Source organism: Deltaproteobacteria bacterium (assembly GCA_016180845.1).
GTDB lineage: Bacteria > UBA10199 > UBA10199 > JACPAL01 > JACPAL01 > JACPAK01.
The window spans coordinates 388,386-407,534 of the sequence record JACPAK010000001.1 but is presented as its reverse complement, the minus strand read 5'-3'; the positions used below and the strand labels follow the sequence as shown (position 1 = coordinate 407,534).

19 protein-coding genes are annotated in these 19,149 nt (G+C 50.8%); 12 read left to right on the top strand and 7 right to left on the bottom strand.

Annotated elements, in window-relative coordinates; all coding sequences use genetic code 11:
- Nucleotide 1: 1 nt before the first annotated feature.
- From aroQ to HYT76_02080, 6 genes are all read right to left on the bottom strand, one after another.
- Entirely contained in the window at nucleotides 2-451 is a 450-nt protein-coding gene (gene aroQ, locus HYT76_02105; protein MBI2082339.1) for a type II 3-dehydroquinate dehydratase, read from the bottom strand.
- Nucleotides 448-1,485 carry a 3-dehydroquinate synthase gene (aroB, locus tag HYT76_02100; GenBank protein ID MBI2082338.1) on the bottom strand — a complete coding sequence of 346 codons (1,038 nt, stop codon included), beginning with the start codon at nucleotides 1,483-1,485 and terminating at the stop codon, nucleotides 448-450. Before aroB ends, aroQ begins: the two co-directional genes overlap by 4 nt.
- A complete protein-coding gene (locus HYT76_02095; protein ID MBI2082337.1) occupies nucleotides 1,472-1,987 on the bottom strand; it encodes a shikimate kinase in 516 nt (171 codons plus the stop codon). The genes aroB and HYT76_02095 overlap by 14 nt, the downstream gene beginning before the upstream one ends.
- Nucleotides 1,987-3,150, bottom strand: coding sequence for a chorismate synthase (aroC, locus tag HYT76_02090; GenBank protein MBI2082336.1), 1,164 nt, complete (start codon nucleotides 3,148-3,150; stop codon nucleotides 1,987-1,989). The genes HYT76_02095 and aroC overlap by 1 nt, the downstream gene beginning before the upstream one ends.
- 26 nt (nucleotides 3,151-3,176) lie before the next feature.
- Entirely contained in the window at nucleotides 3,177-3,383 is a 207-nt protein-coding gene (locus HYT76_02085) for a helix-turn-helix domain-containing protein (GenBank protein MBI2082335.1), read from the bottom strand.
- 124 nt (nucleotides 3,384-3,507) lie between these two features.
- Nucleotides 3,508-4,311, bottom strand: a complete 804-nt coding sequence (locus HYT76_02080; GenBank protein MBI2082334.1) for a prepilin peptidase — start codon at nucleotides 4,309-4,311, stop codon at nucleotides 3,508-3,510.
- A gap of 66 nt (nucleotides 4,312-4,377) precedes the next feature.
- Here HYT76_02080 and HYT76_02075 point away from each other — a divergent pair, with 66 nt between their 5' ends.
- From HYT76_02075 to mtnA, 12 genes are all read left to right on the top strand, one after another.
- A complete protein-coding gene (locus HYT76_02075; protein ID MBI2082333.1) occupies nucleotides 4,378-4,686 on the top strand; it encodes a zf-TFIIB domain-containing protein in 309 nt (102 codons plus the stop codon).
- A 72-nt stretch (nucleotides 4,687-4,758) separates the two neighbouring features.
- Nucleotides 4,759-8,055 (top strand): hypothetical protein, encoded by a 3,297-nt coding sequence (locus HYT76_02070; protein ID MBI2082332.1) that lies wholly within the window; start codon nucleotides 4,759-4,761, stop codon nucleotides 8,053-8,055.
- A gap of 52 nt (nucleotides 8,056-8,107) precedes the next feature.
- On the top strand, nucleotides 8,108-9,577 hold the full coding sequence (locus HYT76_02065) for a serine/threonine protein kinase (GenBank protein ID MBI2082331.1): 1,470 nt from the start codon (nucleotides 8,108-8,110) through the stop codon (nucleotides 9,575-9,577).
- A gap of 51 nt (nucleotides 9,578-9,628) precedes the next feature.
- Nucleotides 9,629-9,913 (top strand): Asp-tRNA(Asn)/Glu-tRNA(Gln) amidotransferase subunit GatC, encoded by a 285-nt coding sequence (gatC, locus tag HYT76_02060; protein ID MBI2082330.1) that lies wholly within the window; start codon nucleotides 9,629-9,631, stop codon nucleotides 9,911-9,913.
- Complete coding sequence (gene gatA / locus HYT76_02055; protein MBI2082329.1) at nucleotides 9,914-11,374, top strand: Asp-tRNA(Asn)/Glu-tRNA(Gln) amidotransferase subunit GatA; 1,461 nt, start codon at nucleotides 9,914-9,916, stop codon at nucleotides 11,372-11,374.
- Nucleotides 11,375-11,387: 13 nt separating this feature from the next.
- Entirely contained in the window at nucleotides 11,388-12,800 is a 1,413-nt protein-coding gene (gatB, locus tag HYT76_02050; protein MBI2082328.1) for an Asp-tRNA(Asn)/Glu-tRNA(Gln) amidotransferase subunit GatB, read from the top strand.
- Complete coding sequence (locus tag HYT76_02045) at nucleotides 12,797-13,462, top strand: LysE family transporter (GenBank protein MBI2082327.1); 666 nt, start codon at nucleotides 12,797-12,799, stop codon at nucleotides 13,460-13,462. The genes gatB and HYT76_02045 overlap by 4 nt, the downstream gene beginning before the upstream one ends.
- A gap of 100 nt (nucleotides 13,463-13,562) precedes the next feature.
- Nucleotides 13,563-14,429 carry a TIGR02147 family protein gene (locus tag HYT76_02040; GenBank protein MBI2082326.1) on the top strand — a complete coding sequence of 289 codons (867 nt, stop codon included), beginning with the start codon at nucleotides 13,563-13,565 and terminating at the stop codon, nucleotides 14,427-14,429.
- Nucleotides 14,426-14,599, top strand: a complete 174-nt coding sequence (locus tag HYT76_02035; protein ID MBI2082325.1) for a hypothetical protein — start codon at nucleotides 14,426-14,428, stop codon at nucleotides 14,597-14,599. Before HYT76_02040 ends, HYT76_02035 begins: the two co-directional genes overlap by 4 nt.
- Nucleotides 14,600-14,635: 36 nt before the next feature.
- A complete protein-coding gene (locus HYT76_02030; GenBank protein MBI2082324.1) occupies nucleotides 14,636-14,851 on the top strand; it encodes a hypothetical protein in 216 nt (71 codons plus the stop codon).
- A 21-nt stretch (nucleotides 14,852-14,872) separates the two neighbouring features.
- Entirely contained in the window at nucleotides 14,873-15,760 is an 888-nt protein-coding gene (locus HYT76_02025) for a fibronectin type III domain-containing protein (GenBank protein MBI2082323.1), read from the top strand.
- Between the two features lie 133 nt (nucleotides 15,761-15,893).
- On the top strand, nucleotides 15,894-16,931 hold the full coding sequence (gene mtnA, locus HYT76_02020) for an S-methyl-5-thioribose-1-phosphate isomerase (GenBank protein ID MBI2082322.1): 1,038 nt from the start codon (nucleotides 15,894-15,896) through the stop codon (nucleotides 16,929-16,931).
- Here mtnA and HYT76_02015 read toward each other — a convergent pair.
- Complete coding sequence (locus tag HYT76_02015) at nucleotides 16,921-19,119, bottom strand: DUF4215 domain-containing protein (protein ID MBI2082321.1); 2,199 nt, start codon at nucleotides 19,117-19,119, stop codon at nucleotides 16,921-16,923. The two genes, mtnA and HYT76_02015, sit on opposite strands and share 11 nt — an antisense overlap.
- Nucleotides 19,120-19,149: the final 30 nt, after the last annotated feature.

Sequence of the window (19,149 nt, the reverse complement as noted above, 5' to 3'; positions counted from 1 at the left end):
GTTATTTCTTCTTTTTCCCTCTCCTGGCGAGGGCAATCGCCCCTCGAAGCCCCAGGAGATAGCTTTCCTCTCCAAAACCAAAAATAACCCCTTGGGCAACCGGCGAGACATAGGATTCTTTCCGAAACTCTTCACGGGCATGGATATTCGAGAGATGGACTTCAACAACAGGTGTTTCAATGCCGGCAATCGCATCCCGGAGGGCAACACTGGTGTGGGTAAAGGCAGCCGGATTCATGACAATAGCAGCATAGTGCCCGTTCGCCCTCTGGAGTTTATCGACAATCTCCCCTTCATGATTGGACTGGAAGAATTCCAATTGAACTTTTTCTGAAGCAGCAAATTTCTCCAGGGAACGATTGATCTCTTCCAGAGAAATTTTTCCGTAAATCGAGGTCTCCCTTTTCCCCAAGAGATTCAAATTCGGGCCATGAATAATCAGAATCTTCATAAAAGCTCCCGAGGATCAATCGGTTTCACAACAACTTTACCCACATCCTCCAGAAAAACAAAGTGGATCATCCCCCTCTCGCTCTTTTTGTCAACGACAATGGACTCGAGCCATTTTTGTTTGGAAAAATGGGGAGGCTTGACGGGAAGACCGAGCGATTGAATTCTTTCCTTGAGCTCCTGAGCGAGTCCCTGCGGGCAGAGGCCGACTTTACTGGACAGCTCCGCAGCGAGAACCATGCCGATGGCAACCGCCTCGCCATGGAGATATCGGCGGTAGCCGGTCAGTCGTTCAAGCGCATGCCCATAGGTGTGGCCGAAGTTGAGAATACGTCGGAGACCTTTCGTTTCCTTCTCGTCTTGGGAGACAATAGTCGCCTTGATCTGGGCCGCTCGAAAGACAGTCTCTTCAAGATCTGATTTCTCTCTTTGAAAAACGAGCTGGAAGAGCTGAGGGTCTCGAACCAACCCACATTTAATGACCTCTCCAAGACCTGCGAGAAATTCACGTGGGGGAAGCGTTTTCAGCAACGACACATCAATCCCCACCATGCGAGGCTGATAAAATGTCCCGACCAGATTTTTGCCTTCGGGCAGGTCTACTCCCACCTTCCCTCCTATAGAGGAGTCCACTTGAGCGATGAGGGTCGTCGGGATTTGTATATAAGGAACTCCACGCAAATAGGTTGCCGCGGCATAACCGGCGAGGTCACCGAGAACACCGCCCCCCACAAGAATGAGAGTGGTTCGACGGTCTGCCTTGAGGCGAAGGAGTTTTGAGTATATGGTCTGGACGGTCTTCAGGGTTTTATTTCTTTCTCCATCAGCAACAATAATTCTTTTTAAGAAAAGTTCGCGCGGGCCTGATTTTTTCAGTTGAGAGAGACAAAAACGCTGAACGCGTGGGGTGGTAATCGTAACGGGGGGGATTCCTCCGGCGAAGCCATGAATCCTCTCCAGCAGGGGTTGAAGTTCATCACGGCCAATAAAAATGGGGTAGCTTCTGTCGCCCAGCTCAACGTTAAGTGTTTTCATTCAGTCGTTTCAGGATGATTTCAACAATTTCACGAATCCCCTTCCCTTTGCAATCAATGATCTGATCGGCCTGTTGATAGTAAGGCGAGCGTCGAGAGAGGAGTTTTTTGATCTTTTCCATCCTGTCTTCTCCTTTTAAGAGGGGACGATCCTCCAACTTTTTAAGTCTTTCGTAGATCTCTTCAGGAGAAGTGGTCAGCGCAATCAGGATCCCTTTTTGCTTCATAAACTCAAGATTTTCAGGATCGATAACAGCCCCTCCCCCTGTCGCAATAACCACAGTGTCTCGCGCCAGTGCCTTTCGGATCATCTTCTTTTCCGTCTGACGGAAAGCCGGCTCCCCCTCTTTTTCAAAAATTTCACGGATTTTTTTGCCCGTTTCTTCCTCGATCATCTGATCCGTATCCAGAAATTCATATTCCAGAAATTCGGCCAACGCCTTGCCAACGACTGTTTTCCCAGTCCCCATAAATCCGGTCAGAATAATTCTTGTTGGTTTCATCAGTAATCCGTTACCTGCCTTCGATACCCTTCATAGTTCCGTCGAAGCTCTTCTATCGAATCGCCACCAAACTTCTCCAGGAAGGCATTGGCCAATGTGGTCGCTAGCACATTTTCTCCAATCACCGCAGCGGCCGGGACCGCTGTCGTATCTGTCCTCTCGACACTCGCCTCATAAGGTTCCTTCGAGATGATGTTGACCGATTGAAGCGGTTTGTAGAGGGTCGAGAGAGGTTTCATGACAGCACGCACAACGAGGTTTTCCCCATTGGTGATCCCTCCTTCGAGGCCACCGGCGTTGTTTCGATTTCGGTAAAATCTCTTTTCTTTCTTTTGGTAAAAGATCTCGTCATGAACTTCAGACCCGAAAAGATTCGCCATCTCAAATCCAAGTCCGATCTCAACCCCCTTGATCGCCTGAATGCTCATCAACGCTTGCGCAATCTGACCATCCAGCTTTCGATCCCATTGAACATGGCTTCCCAGGCCGGGAGGGAGCCCCTGAACGATGATCTCAAAAACCCCGCCGAGAGAGTCCCCTTTTTTCTTCGCCTCATCGATCCGTTCGATCATCCTTTTTTCTGCCTCAGGATCAATACAACGAAGCGGGCTCTCTTCCGTCTTGCGAACCATTTCTCGAAGAGGAGGAATGGGAGAGGAGACCGTAATCCCCCCAAGATTGACGAGATGGGAACCGATCTCGATGCCAAACTCCTTGAGCAATTTTCGGGTAATCGCCCCTCCTGCCACACGCGCTGCAGTCTCGCGGGCACTGGCCCGTTCTAAAATATTTCGGAGATCATGGTGATTGTATTTGAGTCCACCGGGGAGATCGGCGTGACCCGGACGCGGGTGGTGCACGACTTTTGACTGCCCTAGGTCGTCTTGGGCAACATCCATGATCTTTTCCCAGTTTGACCAGTCTTTATTGTCAATCTTCAAGGCGATCGGGGAACCGAGTGTCTTTCCCGCACGGATTCCGGAGAGGATCTCGGCACGATCTTGTTCGATCTTCATCCGGCCGCCACGACCGTACCCTTTTTGTCTCCTGGCAAGCTCCGTATTAATCTCTTCTTCTTGAATCGGAAGACCGGAAGGAACCCCCTCAAGAATCACAACGAGGGCCTTCCCATGGGATTCACCGGCAGTGAGGAGTCGAAGCATAGGATCAAGAAGCTAAATCAGAATCTTCAGTCAGGGAAGACCTTTTCACGATCAGAGAGCTTGAGCCCAAGAGCCAAAATAATTTTTCTCTTTGTATCCATTCGACAGTCTTTTCCGGACTCGACCCGGTCGATGGTCAGGGCAGAGAGCCCTGCCTTTCGAGCAAGTTCGGCCTTGCTCATTAATTGTTCCTCCCGAAGCTGTTTAACGTGATTTTTCTGAAGAGCAGCCATTGCGCCTCCTCCAAGTTATCAACAGACTATCACTAACACAAAATGGCCAAATTTTAAACAAAAAATAATTAACTTGAGAAATAAATTTAATAATAGTGATTAATATTAGTTAAATTATATATAATTAATATAAATTATAGCTCAGGTTCAGATAGGCTTGGATCAGCTCCTTCCCAAAGAGGAGCTGGATCAAACCGGCCAGCGAGAGGAATGGGCCGTACGGGATCGGTTCTTGATGCCCCTTCTTGAAGAAGAGGAGGAGGATAAGTCCAACGACAGACCCGAGCAGGGAGCTGATCAGCAGAATGAAGAGGACCCCCTGCCAACCGAAGTAGGCCCCCAACATCGCTGCCAGCTTGACATCCCCCATCCCAAGTCCCTCACGACCACGTAACTTTTGGTAGCTGATTCCCACAAGGAGCAAGGCCCCTCCTCCCACGAGGATTCCAAGAGACGACCCAAAAAAGGCCTGTCGATTCCACCCACCGAGTCCCGCACTGATAAGAAATCCGATCGGGATTCCAGGGAGTGTTATCACGTTCGGGATGATTTTGTGCTCAAGGTCGATGCCAGAGATAGCCAAGAGGGGGAAGGCGAGGAAGAGGGAGTAGAGAAGGGCAACAAAAGGGTCGGTAAATTTCCAGAAGATGAGCAAGGCGAGCAGTCCACTCAACCCCTCTACAAAGGGGTAGCGCCAGGAGATCGGGTTTTTACAGGAACGGCACCGCCTCTTCAGGAGGAAAAAACTTAAGAGAGGGATGTTGTCATACCACCGAACGAGCTGACCACAGTGGGGGCAGTGGGAGCGTGGTCGGACAACCGATTCCCCTCTAGGGAGGCGATAGATCACGACATTCAAGAAACTTCCGACAACGAGGCCAAAGAGGATGGCGAAAATTTGGGTCAAGCTCGTCAATGACACTTCCATAACATACTCCTATCATTTCCTCAAAACTCTTGATGGGGATTTATCTTCTGTGTTACCGGATCAGCTATGACAGTGCCAACCCCTTCTCAGACAGAAACCGAATATTTCGCGCGGATCGAGGCGGAGAAACTGAAAAAGAAGGCGGACGAGAAGAGACAAAAGCTCTCGCAGGCAGAATTTGAAAAATTAAAGGCCTTTCACTGGATGCGTTGTCCCAAATGCGGCATGGAGCTGCATGCCATGCCGTACAAGGATGTCACGGTCGATAAATGCTTTCATTGTCAGGGGGTTTACCTCGATGAAGGGGAACTCGAAAAGATCGCCGGTTCTGAAAGCGGTTTCATGAAGGGTTTCCTCAGTTTATTTCGATCCTAAATAACTCGCCCTTAAAACCCACAACTCTTTGTTTTTAAAGCCGATAATTACTCCAGCAAGGGAAGAGTCTTTATGAGCGAGGAACGCATTCATTTAACAAGGGCTTTTGGTGGGAGTGCCGAAGTTCGTGTCGACGAGCGGGAGCAGAACCGTATCGAGCCCCAAAGTCCGAAGACGATGACGGAGTTTTGCACAGCGCTCGGACAGCGGTTTCGTCCAGATGCCCTGGTCTCAAAGCTGGGCTACTCAACCCTTCTCGGTGTTATGGGGGATCTTTTCGCCGTCGCTGGGTATGGATTTGCGCGTCGTCGTCAGTGGGGTGAGGTCCGAACGATTTGGACCAGCATTACTTCTGATGAGGCGGGGAGTTCTCTACTCACCTTTGGGACATCTGCCGGTGGAGCAACCCCCCTCAATCTCCTCCTCGAGTTTGGGGAAGGGATGCTTTTTCGACGCTGCCTAAAATCACTCCTGTCTCAGGATGGAAAAAGAAATCCCTCCCAATTTTTCGTCGCCGGGGCTGCAATGCTCCTCTCGAGTCTTTTTTCACGAACAGCACGCCATCTTGTCTCTCATGAATCCCCAAACCCCTTCACCGGAATGACTGCTTATGGAATGGTCCTTGAGTACTGTGACATGCTCCTCCTGTCCGGATTTGGAAAAGCCCGCAATCGGGTCCTCGGTGATATTGAGTCGATGGGAAGAGAGTGGGTAGATGGAAATCTTGCCTCCCCCATAACTCCTGATGGCCGAAAAGGGCCTCCTGTCATGTTCATGATCGGAGGAGGTGACCTCGATGATATCCGGCTTTCAATTGAGGAAGGAAGGCTTGAAAGTATTCCATGGTCTCGAGATTCGGATTGGATAAGCGATCAGCTCAAGAGTCGACTCGAATGGACTTCTCGACATGACCCGGAGGCCCACCAGAGAATCCTTTCCAATCTGAGAAGATATGTCCAAGATTCTTTTTCTCTAGGGTTGAATGCCTATGATGCCCCTCAATGGGCATCTCGTGTCGATTCCATCGTTCGACTCTTGCCACCTCAGGAACAACTTGCCTATGCCGACAGTCTTCTGTTTCACGAGGCAGTTGCCTTCGGTAAGCCCTTCCAGGGAAGGGTTTACCAGCAGATTGCCGTCTGTGTTATGCCTTTTATGGAGAGCCGGATGTTTTGCCTCGCAGGCATTTATGGCGGAAAGGACTTTTCCCGTTTAGTCGAGTCCGTACAGAAGGCCCCCATTTTCAGCGCGTATAAAATCAATCGATTACGAGCTTTAGCGGAAGATCTTGAATACCAAGGAATTGACGGTATCCACCATGTCGTTCATCGCCGACCAGGGGATTACACTGTCGACTTTTTAAAAAGGGCTTTGGGAAGAGTTGAGACAGAAGAACCTCATAAGACCGATCTCATTGCGGCACTTAAGGAGTGTCTCAGTTTGGCCTCAGAGGTGTATGAAGGCAAATTAGAGGCACGGCCCCCCGGAAGAAAGCCTGCCTGGCTCGATTCAACGGGTGATGTCATCTCTCTTTCACGCTCTATTGGAGATTTTATTTGCGATCTAAAAGAAGGGAGGATTTCTCGAGAGGTTACTGGCGAGGACCTCGTTCATTTAGCCCAGCTATCTGTATCACTCCAAAAAGAAGCGTTCGGTGCCTGTCGCTATGAAGAAAGTGAGCATGTCTCTGCACTGCAGGCTCGAAAGATCGCGACCCTCGTGATGACTCTGTATGGGAGTGGATATGGTCACTGTGGTTGGAAGACAGTTGCCGATCGTCTTTTTGAACTTTCTGAGAGATGGGAACAGTTGAGATCTGAGGAACGGGAAAGACAGCTGAAAATTAACGCTGCTCTTGCACGAGAAATAGTCCTTCAGGTTCAGGATTCCTATCACGAACATTTTGATCCCCTTGTGGAACGATTTGGAGATCTTCGAGAATTTTCTGCTGATGAGCGCGCGAACTTTTCCGGTCAGCTCTATGCCTCCATGGCAACGTTGCCCTTAAGTATTCATGTTCAAAAAACATGTGAAGGACAAGGAGATCGGCAGACAGCAAACAGGGTCCTTTCTGTCCTGCAACACCCTTATCCTTCGTATCCCTATAAGGGCTGGTTTTATGGTGATGCCGATATGCCTGCAGACCGGCGGGTCATTGGGAATAAAGGCGCCAGTCTTCACGAAATGAAACAACGAGGATTGAAAGTCCCAATAGGGTTTGTCTTGCCCGCGCGGCTAGCGGGCACGAACTTGTCGGTGGCGGATGAGCAAGCGATTGATAGGGCGTTGGATCGGCTGGAAAAACTGGCGGGCCGCTCCCTGGAAGACGGGTCGTTGGAGGTCTATGTCAGATCAGGTGCCGGAGAAAGTCTCGAAGGTCAGATGAGGACGATACCTGATGTGAAGGGACGAAAAGCGGTCAAGGAGGCGATTCATCAGGTGTATCAAAGTGCGGATGATGAGGGAGCGCGGGCATTGCGACTGATCAATGGAGTCCCTGATGAATGGGGAACTGCGGTTAATATTGTTGTGAAGGTAGATGCCACCCGTGGAGGTGCTGGAGTTTTTAATTCTGGCAGGGAACCGGTTTTTAAGCGCGGTGTTCCTGGTCGTTCTCTAGCAGATAGTAGGGCCTTTGGGACTGATGAGTTGGATAGGCAATATCGGCAAATCTTGGAAGGAGATACGGAGAGGCTGGAGAATTTTTATGGTTATCCGCTTGAAGTGGAATTTACGATCGAAGATGGGCAACTCTATTATCTCCAGGTAAGACATGCACGACTTGAGCAAGATCGTGAAATTCGGTGGTATGCGGAAAGGGTTCGCTTAGGAAAATTAGATGCTGACGAAGCCATCAAACGTCTAGGCGGCAAGAGAAGGCTAGAAAACTCTCGCACCATTTCTGTTTTGCAAGAAACTACCGGGCATCCCTTTTCGCAACAGCGTAAAGGGGGTGGGACTCCCTTATCCGGGCGTATAGCCTTGAGTCATGAAAGAGTCTTGGAATTAAGGAGGGGGGGAGATCAGCCTATCTTTGTTGCCGATAATCCAGACACGAGAGTGAGTACATCAACGTCGATACTTGCCTCTGGGTTAATCTTTCGTGGAGGAAACGACCTTTCCCATCTTGAGGCGATTGCACGGATGACAAGAACCTCATTTGTGAGAAGCGAGGATCTTGTTATTGACGGAGCTGTTTCTGTTCGGTTGGGAAATGATTCCTACCAAGAAGGGGAGGTTGTGACGCTGGACCCTTCAACAGGCCGCATCTTCAGAGGGGAGATCCCTGTGACCACGCGAGAAAGTTCTGCTCGCTTCGATATTGAATATCTTTTATCACAAGCGACCTCGACGGTCCCTAATCCTTGACCCTTCCCTAAAACCCACAACTCTTTGTTTTGTAAGCCGATAACTAACCTGTATGGCTCCTCCTATCGCTCCGATCTCTCCACAGGTCCAGCAGTTGGATGGTCTTTCCATTGGGATCGGCCTTGGGGCTACCGTGATAGGTGGCATTTGCCAGCTTTCCCCACGTCACTTCTTTTTGCCCACTTCCCCTGCCAGTGTTTTTTTTAATGTTGGACTAGCAGGCGCTGCCCTCCCGATGCTCTGGAACGCCGTCCGGGCGGGTGATCGGCTCTTTTTCCAGAAATTAGAAAAATGTGAGGATCGGCGGGCTGATGGTCTCTTCCTGGCCGGTGCCTTGACCGGACTTGGGGCGGTGCTGCTTCGAGGGAAACTCCATCCTGCCGGTCGCGGTCTCAGTTTCCTGGGATGTCTCATCGATATCACCCACCTGCTTTATCTCGTCGGAAGCAATCGACCGGAGGTCCATCAGGCGAGCAAGCCCCAGGTCCTGTTCCAATTGGGCCTCACGTTTCTTTTCAGGGCCCGCCGCCCGAAGGAGCTGCCACCGCCTTCTGTCCCTGCTGCGAAACCCAGCTGTATTCGAGTTTTCGATCCTTCGGAGATTCAGCGAACGACGGAGTGTCTTGGCCAAGGAGGCTTCGCAGCAGTCTATCGGGTGAGGCTTCTCCCATCGGGTGACTATCGCGCGCTCAAGCTCTTTACCAACGTTGATACGATTCCAGAGGTTTGGCTTCGCGAGCAGGCGGTTGCGAGTCAAGTCGCTATGGTTGATTCTCCGTATATCGTTCGTGTTGATGGATTCGTTAGTGATGAGGCGACGAGGACCGGTGGGATTGTCATGGAGGCCCTCGAGGGGTTAGCCCTCGATACGAAGATCCTTGAACAGAGGGGTGCCGTGCCGGTGCAGAAGGCGGTCGGTTATTTTATCGATTATTCTCGGGGTGTCAGTGATCTTCATCTGGAGGTTGGTTATATCCATCGTGATCTGACACCGGCGAATCTTTGGGTCCCCTTCGAAGGGAATTGCAAGATCTTCGATTTTAGTGTTGCCGAGAAGATTGTCAGAAGGAGCCGTAGGATCTCCCCCAGAGCTGCCGCGGGGACACCGGACTATATGCCCCCCGAGGCCTACAGGGATTTTGTTAATTTTGACGAGAGATTGTATCAGTATAGTTACCCTGCCGATGTCTTCTCACTGGGGGCCTCCTTTTATGAGACGGTCACCGGTCGGAAGGCGTTCTCACTCATTAGGAACAGGGGTATTGGAGAGGATCTGATGGCCGATGGTTCTCTACTTGAATGGTTTTACACCCCTCCTCCGCCACTCACGAATTTCTTTCATCATATGACAGGACCTCAACAGCTCGCCCTGGAGGAGCTGGACCAAATAATCCGACGGTCGATCGCCTTCTATCCCGATGGGCGTTATCAGACCGCCGATGAAATGCTTGCCGCACTTCTTTCGTGGAAGGAGAGGCATCGGACACTGACATTCCCCCTCTCATCACTCGTCGTGACATAGCCCCTTCTAATCCTTGAACCGTCCACCTCCTTATGTTAGCCAACAAAGGCAATGAAACTTTCTCCCGACGAGGTAAAAAAAATTGTCGAGCTAGCCCGGCTTGAGATGAATTCCGTCGAGATGGAGAAATACTCCACCCAGCTCTCGAATATTCTAAGTTTTGTTGAAAAGCTGAACGAGCTCGATGTCTCCGGGATTGAACCGACCGCCCATGCGATCTCGGTCCCGACCCCGATGAGGAATGACGAACCCGCAAAGTTTAAAAACCAGGAAGAGGTCCTCTCTCAGGCACCCGATCGGGAGGGGCGGTTTTTCAAGGTTCCGAAGGTGATCTAGATGGAACTCTGTGACCTGACCATCCATGAACTTCATGAAAAACTAAAGAAACGGGAGATCCGATCGCTCGATATTGTTGATTCCGTCTTCAAGAGGATTCGCTCGGTCGAACCAAAAATTCATTCCTACATCACCCTGACCGAGGAACTTGCCTTCATCCAGGCCCAGACCTCGGATGCGATGATGGAGAAGCAGAAAGATTTTCCACCGCTCATGGGGATCCCGATCGGTCTCAAGGATATCTTCTTGACCCAAGGGATTCAGACCACCTGTGGCTCGAAGATCCTGGAGGGGTATATCCCACCGTATGATGCCACCACCGTAGAGAAGTTGAAACAGAATGGCATGATCCTGACCGGAAAGCTCAACATGGACGAGTTTGCAATGGGATCCTCGAATGAGACCTCGTCCTTTGGAATTGTCAAAAACCCTTGGGACCTGGAACGGATCCCGGGAGGATCGAGCGGAGGGAGTGTGGCGGCTGTTTCTGCCGGGGAATGTATCGCAGCGACCGGAACCGATACGGGGGGATCGATTCGTCAACCGGCAAGTCTTTGCGGTGTGGTTGGTTTGAAGCCGACGTATGGGCGTGTCTCACGCTATGGTGTTATCGCCTTCGCCTCTTCGCTCGATCAGGTCGGTCCTTTGACGAAGGATGTGACGGACTCGGCCCTGATGATGAATCTGCTTGCAGGGCATGACCCGCGTGATTCGACCTCACTCGATGAAAAAGTCCCTGATTATACCCGATCACTCATCCCCGATATCAAGGGGTGGCGTCTCGGTGTTCCAAAGGAATATTTTGTGAAAGGGCTTGATTCGGAAGTTGAAAAATCGATCCGGGAGGCGATCCGTCTGTTTGAGAAACTTGGGGCGAAGGTCGACGAGGTCTCACTCCCTCATACCGATTACGGCGTTCCGACCTATTATATCTTGGCACCGGCCGAGGCCTCCTCGAACCTCGCCCGTTATGACGGGATCCGTTACGGCTATCGACAAAAAGAGGCGACGACGTTGATTGACCTCTACAAGAGGTCCCGAACCAAGGGGTTTGGAGTGGAGGTGAAGCGTCGGATTATGCTTGGGACCTATGTCCTTTCAGCCGGATACTATGACGCCTACTATCTGAAGGCGCAGAGGGTTCGGACCCTGATCCGCAGGGATTTCGAAAAAATTTTTGAAAACCATGACGTCATACTAGCGCCGACATCACCGACCGCCGCTTGGAAGTTTGGTGAAAAAACAGACGATCCACTCAAGATGTATCTTTCGGATATTTATACGATCAATGTGAACCTGGCCGGCCTCCCTGGAATGAGCATTCCATGCGGCTTCACAAAGTCAGGACTCCCGATCGGCCTGCAACTGATTGGTTCGCACTTTCAAGAAGAGAAACTCCTGAGGGCTGCCTATACCTATGAACAATCTACAGAGTGGCATAAGAGGAGACCCAAATTATGAAGAGACCGAAGGTATGAACTACGAACCGGTCATTGGACTTGAGGTCCACGCCCAACTCTTGACGCGCACCAAGCTCTTCTGCAGCTGTTCGACTCAATTTGGCAATGAACCCAACGCGAATACCTGCCCGGTCTGCTTTGGCCTCCCCGGCGTCCTGCCGGTCCTGAATCGGCGTGTCGTTGAGTTCGCGATCCGTGCGGGACTTGCGACAAATTGTCAGATCACGCGAAAAAACATCTTCGCGAGGAAGAACTATTTTTATCCCGATCTCCCGAAGGGGTACCAGATTTCACAATATGAGAACCCGATTTGCACAAAGGGCTGGATTGATATTGAAGTCAAGGGAGAGAAGAGACGCATTGGACTCACCCGAATCCATATGGAGGAGGATGCCGGAAAACTCTTGCATGAACACCCAGTCTCCCGATCGAAGGCGGCATCATGGGTTGATCTGAATCGTGCCGGTGTCCCCCTTCTGGAGATTGTTTCCGAGCCCGATATCCGGTTGCCGGAGGAAGGGGTTGTCTATCTGAAAGAGCTTCGGAGGATCCTCATGTATCTCGACGTCTGCGATGGGAACATGGAGGAGGGGTCGCTTCGCTGTGATGCAAATATCTCGATCCGGCCAGTGGGGACCAAGAAGTTTGGGACCAAGGTAGAGATCAAGAACATGAATTCCTTTCGCCATATCGAAAAGGCCCTCTACTATGAAATCAAGAGGCAGACGGAAGTCTTGAAGGGAGGGGGAACCACTGCCCAGGAGACACGGCTTTGGGATCCGGAACGTGAGGTTTCAGAATCGATGAGGTCAAAGGAAGAGGCACATGACTATCGCTATTTCCCCGACCCTGATCTCCTCCCTGTCGAAATCGACGAGAGATGGATCGAAAAGATTCAAAGCAATCTGCCGGAGCTCCCTCAAAAAAAACGCGACCGATTTATCAAACAGTTCCAACTCTCACCAGCGCAGGCGGAGGTCTTGATTGAGACCGGCGAAATCGCTTCGTTCTTTGAGCAGATGCTACAAAAATATCCTGACTCGAAGAAGCTTGCCAATTGGATCATCAATAGCCCCTTCCCCGTCACTAAACTTAATCCAGACCATTTAACCAAGGTGCTAACTCTTGTGGATGCCGGAACCCTTTCTTCAAACATGGCGAAGGAGGTCCTCCAGAAGGTTTATGAAACAGGGCGTCCCCCCGAGGAGGTTATTGAGAAAGAGGGGTTAACACAGGTTTCGGATACAGCGGCTCTTGAGGCGGCTATTAATGAGGCCATTTCCGAAAATCCAAAAGAGGTTGAAAGGTTTCGGGGTGGAGAAGAAAAGCTTTTTGCCTTCTTTCTGGGTCAGGTGATGAAAAAGACCAAAGGGAAGGCGAACCCAAAGATCGTCGCTGATCTCTTGCGGAAAAAGATCGGCAGATGATTCTTTATTTTAAATCATTCCTGTTAGGTTTTCTGGTGGCTTTGCCTGTCGGGCCGATTGCGATCCTGATCCTGCAACGCTCCCTTCAGATCGGTTGGTTAGCCGGGATTGCGAGCGGGATCGGCGCCGCCTTGGCCGATGGCCTTTTTGCCTTCTTGGCCGGCCTCGGATTGACGGCCCTGCTTGAGGAGATTGGTGGCTCTCATCCCTTTGTCGGAGGATTCGGTGGCATTGTGCTTGTCCTCGTCGGCCTCAAACTTTTTTTTCAAAAACCGCCCGCGCTTCAGACCGAAGAGGTCCTTTCAGAGCGCTACCTCCATCACTATCTGTGGGATACCCTCTCTGTTTTCCTTTTAACACTGACGAATCCGATGACGATCATTGCGTTTGCCGCGCTCTTTGCCGGTTCCAATCTGATTCCACTGGATCCTCGAAAGATCGATTATTTCCGGATCTGTCTCGGGGTTTTTTCCGGTTCCCTCGTCTGGTGGGTGATCTTAGTTATCCTTTCCCATCCGATCAAAAGAAACCTTTCTCCTTTGAGAATTCATCGCCTCCTCGAGATTGTGGGGGTGATCCTGATCTTCCTAGGCGGAGTGTCGTCCTTGCCGAGACTTGGAACATTGGTCAATAAGATCCCGATTCTCAACAAGTTTTTTTGATGAAGTTCCTTCTTGGGGTGAAGACTCGCTGTATACAAAATCACGGATTTTATGCGGATAGCGGATGACTTGGTCCGAGGATTCGCCGATAATAGTCAACGTGGAAGAAAAACCTTTAGAAAAGAAACCGAATATCTACGAATACAATAATTATCGAGCTTATCTTTTGGATTTCTACCGCTTTCATAAAGAGAAATCGACACATGGTTTTTCATTCCGCATTTTTTCCAAACGGGCACGATTGAGATCACCGAACTACCTTCAATTAATCATGGAAGGGAGGAGAAATCTCTCTTCGAAGATGATTCCGAGGTTCGCCGAGGCGCTTAAATTGGAAAATCGTCAGAAGGAATTTTTTGGAAATCTTGTAAAATTTACGCAGGCGGAAACCGCAAGTGAAAAAGACCTCTATTTCAAGGCGCTTCTCCGTTTCCGTGAGTATCGTGAGACAACTCGGATTCGAACGGAACAGTACGCCTATTTCTCAAATTGGTATTACGTCGCTATTCGGGAAATGGTTGCCCTAAAAGATTTTCAGGAAGATCCGAAAGTGATCGCCGCCTCCCTTTATCCGCCGGTTACCGAAGAGCAGGTGAAGGAGGCGATTCGGGTCCTTTTACAAATCGGTCTGCTCGTCCGCGATGAAAGGGGAAAATTAAAACACTCTGAAACTCATCTGACTACGGATGAGGCGGTCAAGACGATCTCGGTTTATAAATTTCATCAGCAGATGATCTCGAGGGGACTGGAGGCGCTCAATTATCCGGAGGAGGAACGATTCATCTCCTCGATTACACTCCCTCTGCCAAGGCAGCAGTTTCCCTTCATTAAAACGAAGGTTTTCCAGTTTCTGAAAGAGATCCAAAGTTGGTCAGCGGCCTTGGAAAGGGCCTCGGAGGAGATCTATCAACTAAATTTCCAGCTCTTCGGTCTCACGAAGATGAAGACAGTGAAGGAGGAAAAATGAGGAATAAGAGATTCAAAATATTAGCGTTTATCCTGCTCCTTCTTTTGACCTCCTGCTTCAAGAAAAAGGAAAGTACGGTTGTTGGAAATCCATCAGGAGGAGGGGATAAACCAACGGCGGCCACGAATCAATTTGGTATCGGAACTTTTGGTAATGCAAAGTTTGAGTAATGAGAAAGGAAGGTGAGTTTTATGAGGTGGGGGAAGATGCTCTTTGCGATCCTTCTGATAGGGGACTTGGCTCTCTCGGTAGGTTGTAGTGGCAAAAAAGGGGCCACGGAGACACCTGCTGAGAGGGATGTCGGTTCTACTGTAGGAAGTGGAAGCGAAGGAAGCGGGGGTGTTGGAGGAAAGCCAGCGAATGCGGCACAGAAGAAAAATCGATTCGGAGAGTCAGGGTTTGGTGAGTCGAATTTTGAATAAAAACGAATTGAGGAGGACAATATGCAGTTCAATAAATGCAGCAAAAAAAGCACGGTGGTCAGCTTGGGAATCATTCTCTTAATGACCATGATGTTACGGTTAGCGAACGCTGAGGACTTTCGTCTGCCACGAGTTTCAGCAGGAGATATCGTTTCAGCGGACCTATTGAATGAGGTTTTTGGGACTATTGAAGATGCCCTTCAGCGGATTACCAGCACCAATCAGGTGGTGGGAAGTTGGAGCTGTTCCAAGTACGCTGCTGAGAGCGATAATTACGTTGGGGATCCCGGTGCTTCATCTTTTGATGGGGCCTTTAATCGGTCTACTATTACCTTGAATATTGTGAACGATGGCGATGGGACATATTCCTGGAATTCATCACCCGAGATCGCATGGATCAGCGCGGCTGGAAGAGGTGGTTGTGCCCCTGCCTGTGATAGGGGTACCGGGAGCATTGGGGTGAGGGATGGCTATCTTGGTGTCACCATGCAAGAAAACCCTTGCTTATCAATCTGTAGCACAAGGTTTTTTAGACAGGTCTTTAGTATCACACGAAGGTCTGTAACGGGTATTGATTTTGTGAAAGAACTAGGGACCGATCATGGCGTTGGCCTTGTTTGCGACAAAATCGACATTCCGCCATCTGCTCCAACAGACTTGATAGCTACAGCGAGTGAAACCAGTGTCGCTTTATCCTGGTCAGATAACAGCAGTAATGAGACCGGTTTCAAAATCCTTCGAAAAGACAGTTTGGAAGGTGATTTTGAAGTGGTGACGACGACAGCAGCGAATGCGACATCCTACACGAACACCGTCCCGGCTGCAGGTACTTACTGGTATCGGATTAAGGCAACCAATGCATATGGCGACTCATTTGGAAGTAATGAGGTCTCTGTCACGATACCGTAAATCGCCTGCCACAGATTCGTTCAACTCCCCATCCCCAGCCTATCGGGGGTGGGGAGTTTTTTCGGAACACTGGTTGACAATATTCGTCTACTCAATAAGATCCCTCCGATTAAAAGGTGGATGGGGTGAGGGCATGAAATTCAAAACCATTGAGTGGAAAGACAATAAGGTGATCCTGATCGATCAGCGAAAGCTGCCGCTTGAGGAGACCTATGTCGAATGTTCCGATTACATGCAGGTGGCCGATGCGATCCGGAACATGACCGTTCGGGGGGCACCGGCGATCGGCGTCACGGCGGCGATGGGGGTTGCGTTGGGGGCGATGGGGGTCGATGCAAGGGATTACCAATCCTTTTGCGGCAAAATGGAGGGGATCCTCACGACATTGCTGAAGACACGTCCCACCGCTGTCAATCTGAAGTGGGCCGTGGAAAAGATGAGACGGGTGATGGTCAAGAATCCGACCCTTTCCGTCTCAGAACTCAAGGAGAGGCTCAAACAAGAGGCGATTCGAATCTGTGAGGAAGATATCGAGATGTGTCGCCAGATTGGAGAGCATGGGGCCACATTGATCCCGGCAAACCAGACGATTTTAACCCATTGTAATGCAGGTGCCTTAGCAACAGCAGGACAGGGGACAGCGCTCAGTCTCTTCTATGCTGCTTGGGATCAAGGAAAACGGTTTGAGGTTTTTGCCGACGAGACCCGTCCCTTTCTTCAGGGCTCGCGACTGACCGCCTGGGAGCTTGCGAAAAATGGGATCCCGGTGACACTGATTACGGATAATATGTCTGCCTACTTCATGAGACAGAAAAAGATCCAAGCGGTCGTTGTCGGGGCCGATCGGATCGCTGCGAATGGGGACGTGGCCAACAAGATCGGGACCTACGGCGTCGCTGTCCTCGCGAGACAACATGATATCCCTTTTTATGTGGCAGCACCGACCTCAACAATCGACCTCGAGACACCAACGGGTCAGGAGATACCGATTGAGGAGAGGTCCGCCGATGAGGTGACGCGGTTTTACCGTCAACAGGTCGCCCCGGAAGGGATCAAGGTCAGGAATCCGGTTTTTGACGTGACTCCCCATGAGTTGATAACAGCGATTGTGACAGAGAAGGGGATCCTGCGAGAACCCTACAGCGAAAATCTCAGAAAAATTATCGCGTGATCAGCTGACATCCCCCCCCTCTCGCCGCGCGTCGCGGAGGAGAGGTTGAGGGGGCTTCAGGCATAACACCAGACGGTACCTCTGCCACTCCAGGGGCAACAACCGGGGTAAACCCACTGAGGGTGTCCCCCCCTGCACTGGCTGGTGAAGCCTCTGGCTCCTGGGCTGGCTGTGGAACGATACCGGAGCAGGAACTGTTACAGCGGCCGGCTTGTCCGTTCAATAGACCGTCATCACAGGTCTCGCTACTTGTATTATCGGTCACACCATCACCACAGAAGGGGTTTCGGCAGGTCGTCCGGCAAGCATTTGATTGGGAATTGCTATTAGTGACACCATTGTCACATTGTTCGTCATTGTTGCTATTCACCACACCGTCACCGCAAGTGGGGCTCAGGCAATTGGTCGCGCAGGCCCCAGCGACAGTGTTACTGTTCAAGGCACCATCATCACAGAGCTCTGCTAAAGTAATCACACCATTACCACAACGGGTCTCTGTACAGTTGACATCACAACCGTCGCCAGAAATGCTGTTCGCATCGTCACATTCTTCTCCCGGACCAACAATGCGGTCGCCACATCGCGCATTTTGGCAGCCAAGGGTGCAGGCATCCGTATTCACAGCGTTGCCGTCGTCGCATTGCTCTCCTCGGAGGGTATTGAGGATCCCGTCACCACAGGTCGAAGATCGGCAGTTCGTTTCACAACCGTTGGTCTGGACACCACCTGTATCACACTCCTCACCGTCGGTCCTTCGTCCATTACCGCATCGGGTCGTCCGGCAATTCGAATCACACCCATCTCCATCGACGCTATTCCCATCGTCACACTCTTCGGTCACTTCCAGAACCCCGTTCGGGCAGGTCCACTCATTCTGGCAGGTACTGCTACAACCATCACCGTTGGCGGTATTCCCATCGTCGCATTGTTCACGCGGTCCATTGACCAGGGCATCTCCACAGACAATCTCCACCGCCCCCACATCACAGGCCCCCACTTCCCGGTTAAAACCACGCTGGTCTGTTGCGGGACAACTGGTAGAGACGGCATTATCAACGATAGGACTGGTGATAACGCCTATGTAATAAACCGGTATCGGTCCTCCACTGTTCGTAAAAGTTGATGGCATGGAGATACTCACTGGGGCAGCATTCGTCCCCACCTGGTCCGAAGCGACGGAACTGAAGCTGCAACCGGCATTATTGCGGAGGATATTCCCACCCCCTGAAGAGATCGTCCCGACACAATCATGGGCAACACCAGCGGAAGTCGAAAAATCAGCGTTACCCGCAACCAACGTGCTGGTCAGGGTCACCGGGACTCCCGTATCGACATACAGGCCGCCGGCCTCCCCACCCCGACTCACGGTATAGTCATTGTCGGCAAAGTTACGACTTATAGTGACGTGGAGGAGCGTTGCTGTACCACCCGAAAAATAAATTCCACCTCCGTTTCGATTCACCCGATTCTCACCAAATGTGCTGTTTGTGATGGTGACACTCCCCAACACCGAATAAAGTCCACCCCCATCTTCGGAGGCACGACTATGTCGAATGGTGCTTCGAGTGATCGTCAGTGTCCCTTCATTATAAATTCCGCCTCCACCTCTCGCCTGCAGTCCTCCATTCAAGGTTTGGACCGTCCCATCCAATGACTGACCACCATTGATGACAACGCGGTTCAGCGTCAGCGTCCCGTTATTATAAATACTTCCACCAAGACCGGCACCAGCGTTGCTATTCAGAATGGTCAGGTTATTGACCTCCACGATGCCGCCCGAGAGGATCTGGAGGGCCCGATCAAGCCCATTGGCATTGATCACGGTGTTATCCGTAATGGTCCCCTCTCCCCGGAGGATCAGATTGGAGCTAATATCAAGGTCTCCGGCCATGTTCGTAATATCTGTTCCAGAGAGGGTGAATGTGTAAGTACCGATCGGCAGTTGGATCGTCTCTTGGCCTGTCCCCCCCGTCGTGCAACCACCGAAGGGGGCGTTGGTGTTGGCCGCCTGGACCGCCTCTCGGAGTGAGCAGCCGGTACCGGTTCCACTTTCATCAAATTCGTCTGAAAAGGTAGTCACGTTAATTGTCACAGCTTGTGCGAAGATAGCGGGAGAAATAAATGAGATGGCACAGAACATGAGACAGGGGAGCCATTTTTTGAATTGGTGCCTAGGAGAAGAGATCATCATACATGAGTGATAGAGCAATTTAAGTGC

Excerpts from the sequence above, each read along its gene's own strand:
- HYT76_02080 (MBI2082334.1), bottom strand. The coding sequence starts at position 4,311 with ATGGAAGTGTCATTGACGAGCTTGACCCAAATTTTCGCCATCCTCTTT.
- HYT76_02095 (MBI2082337.1), bottom strand. The coding sequence starts at position 1,987 with ATGAAACCAACAAGAATTATTCTGACCGGATTTATGGGGACTGGGAAA.
- HYT76_02070 (MBI2082332.1), top strand. The coding sequence starts at position 4,759 with ATGAGCGAGGAACGCATTCATTTAACAAGGGCTTTTGGTGGGAGTGCC.
- gatA (MBI2082329.1), top strand. The coding sequence starts at position 9,914 with ATGGAACTCTGTGACCTGACCATCCATGAACTTCATGAAAAACTAAAG.
- gatC (MBI2082330.1), top strand. The coding sequence starts at position 9,629 with ATGAAACTTTCTCCCGACGAGGTAAAAAAAATTGTCGAGCTAGCCCGG.
- aroC (MBI2082336.1), bottom strand. The coding sequence starts at position 3,150 with ATGCTTCGACTCCTCACTGCCGGTGAATCCCATGGGAAGGCCCTCGTT.
- HYT76_02045 (MBI2082327.1), top strand. The coding sequence starts at position 12,797 with ATGATTCTTTATTTTAAATCATTCCTGTTAGGTTTTCTGGTGGCTTTG.
- HYT76_02030 (MBI2082324.1), top strand. The coding sequence starts at position 14,636 with ATGCTCTTTGCGATCCTTCTGATAGGGGACTTGGCTCTCTCGGTAGGT.
- HYT76_02065 (MBI2082331.1), top strand. The coding sequence starts at position 8,108 with ATGGCTCCTCCTATCGCTCCGATCTCTCCACAGGTCCAGCAGTTGGAT.
- HYT76_02015 (MBI2082321.1), bottom strand. The coding sequence starts at position 19,119 with ATGATCTCTTCTCCTAGGCACCAATTCAAAAAATGGCTCCCCTGTCTC.
- HYT76_02025 (MBI2082323.1), top strand. The coding sequence starts at position 14,873 with ATGCAGTTCAATAAATGCAGCAAAAAAAGCACGGTGGTCAGCTTGGGA.
- aroQ (MBI2082339.1), bottom strand. The coding sequence starts at position 451 with ATGAAGATTCTGATTATTCATGGCCCGAATTTGAATCTCTTGGGGAAA.
- HYT76_02085 (MBI2082335.1), bottom strand. The coding sequence starts at position 3,383 with ATGGCTGCTCTTCAGAAAAATCACGTTAAACAGCTTCGGGAGGAACAA.
- HYT76_02075 (MBI2082333.1), top strand. The coding sequence starts at position 4,378 with ATGACAGTGCCAACCCCTTCTCAGACAGAAACCGAATATTTCGCGCGG.
- aroB (MBI2082338.1), bottom strand. The coding sequence starts at position 1,485 with ATGAAAACACTTAACGTTGAGCTGGGCGACAGAAGCTACCCCATTTTT.
- gatB (MBI2082328.1), top strand. The coding sequence starts at position 11,388 with ATGAACTACGAACCGGTCATTGGACTTGAGGTCCACGCCCAACTCTTG.
- mtnA (MBI2082322.1), top strand. The coding sequence starts at position 15,894 with ATGAAATTCAAAACCATTGAGTGGAAAGACAATAAGGTGATCCTGATC.
- HYT76_02035 (MBI2082325.1), top strand. The coding sequence starts at position 14,426 with ATGAGGAATAAGAGATTCAAAATATTAGCGTTTATCCTGCTCCTTCTT.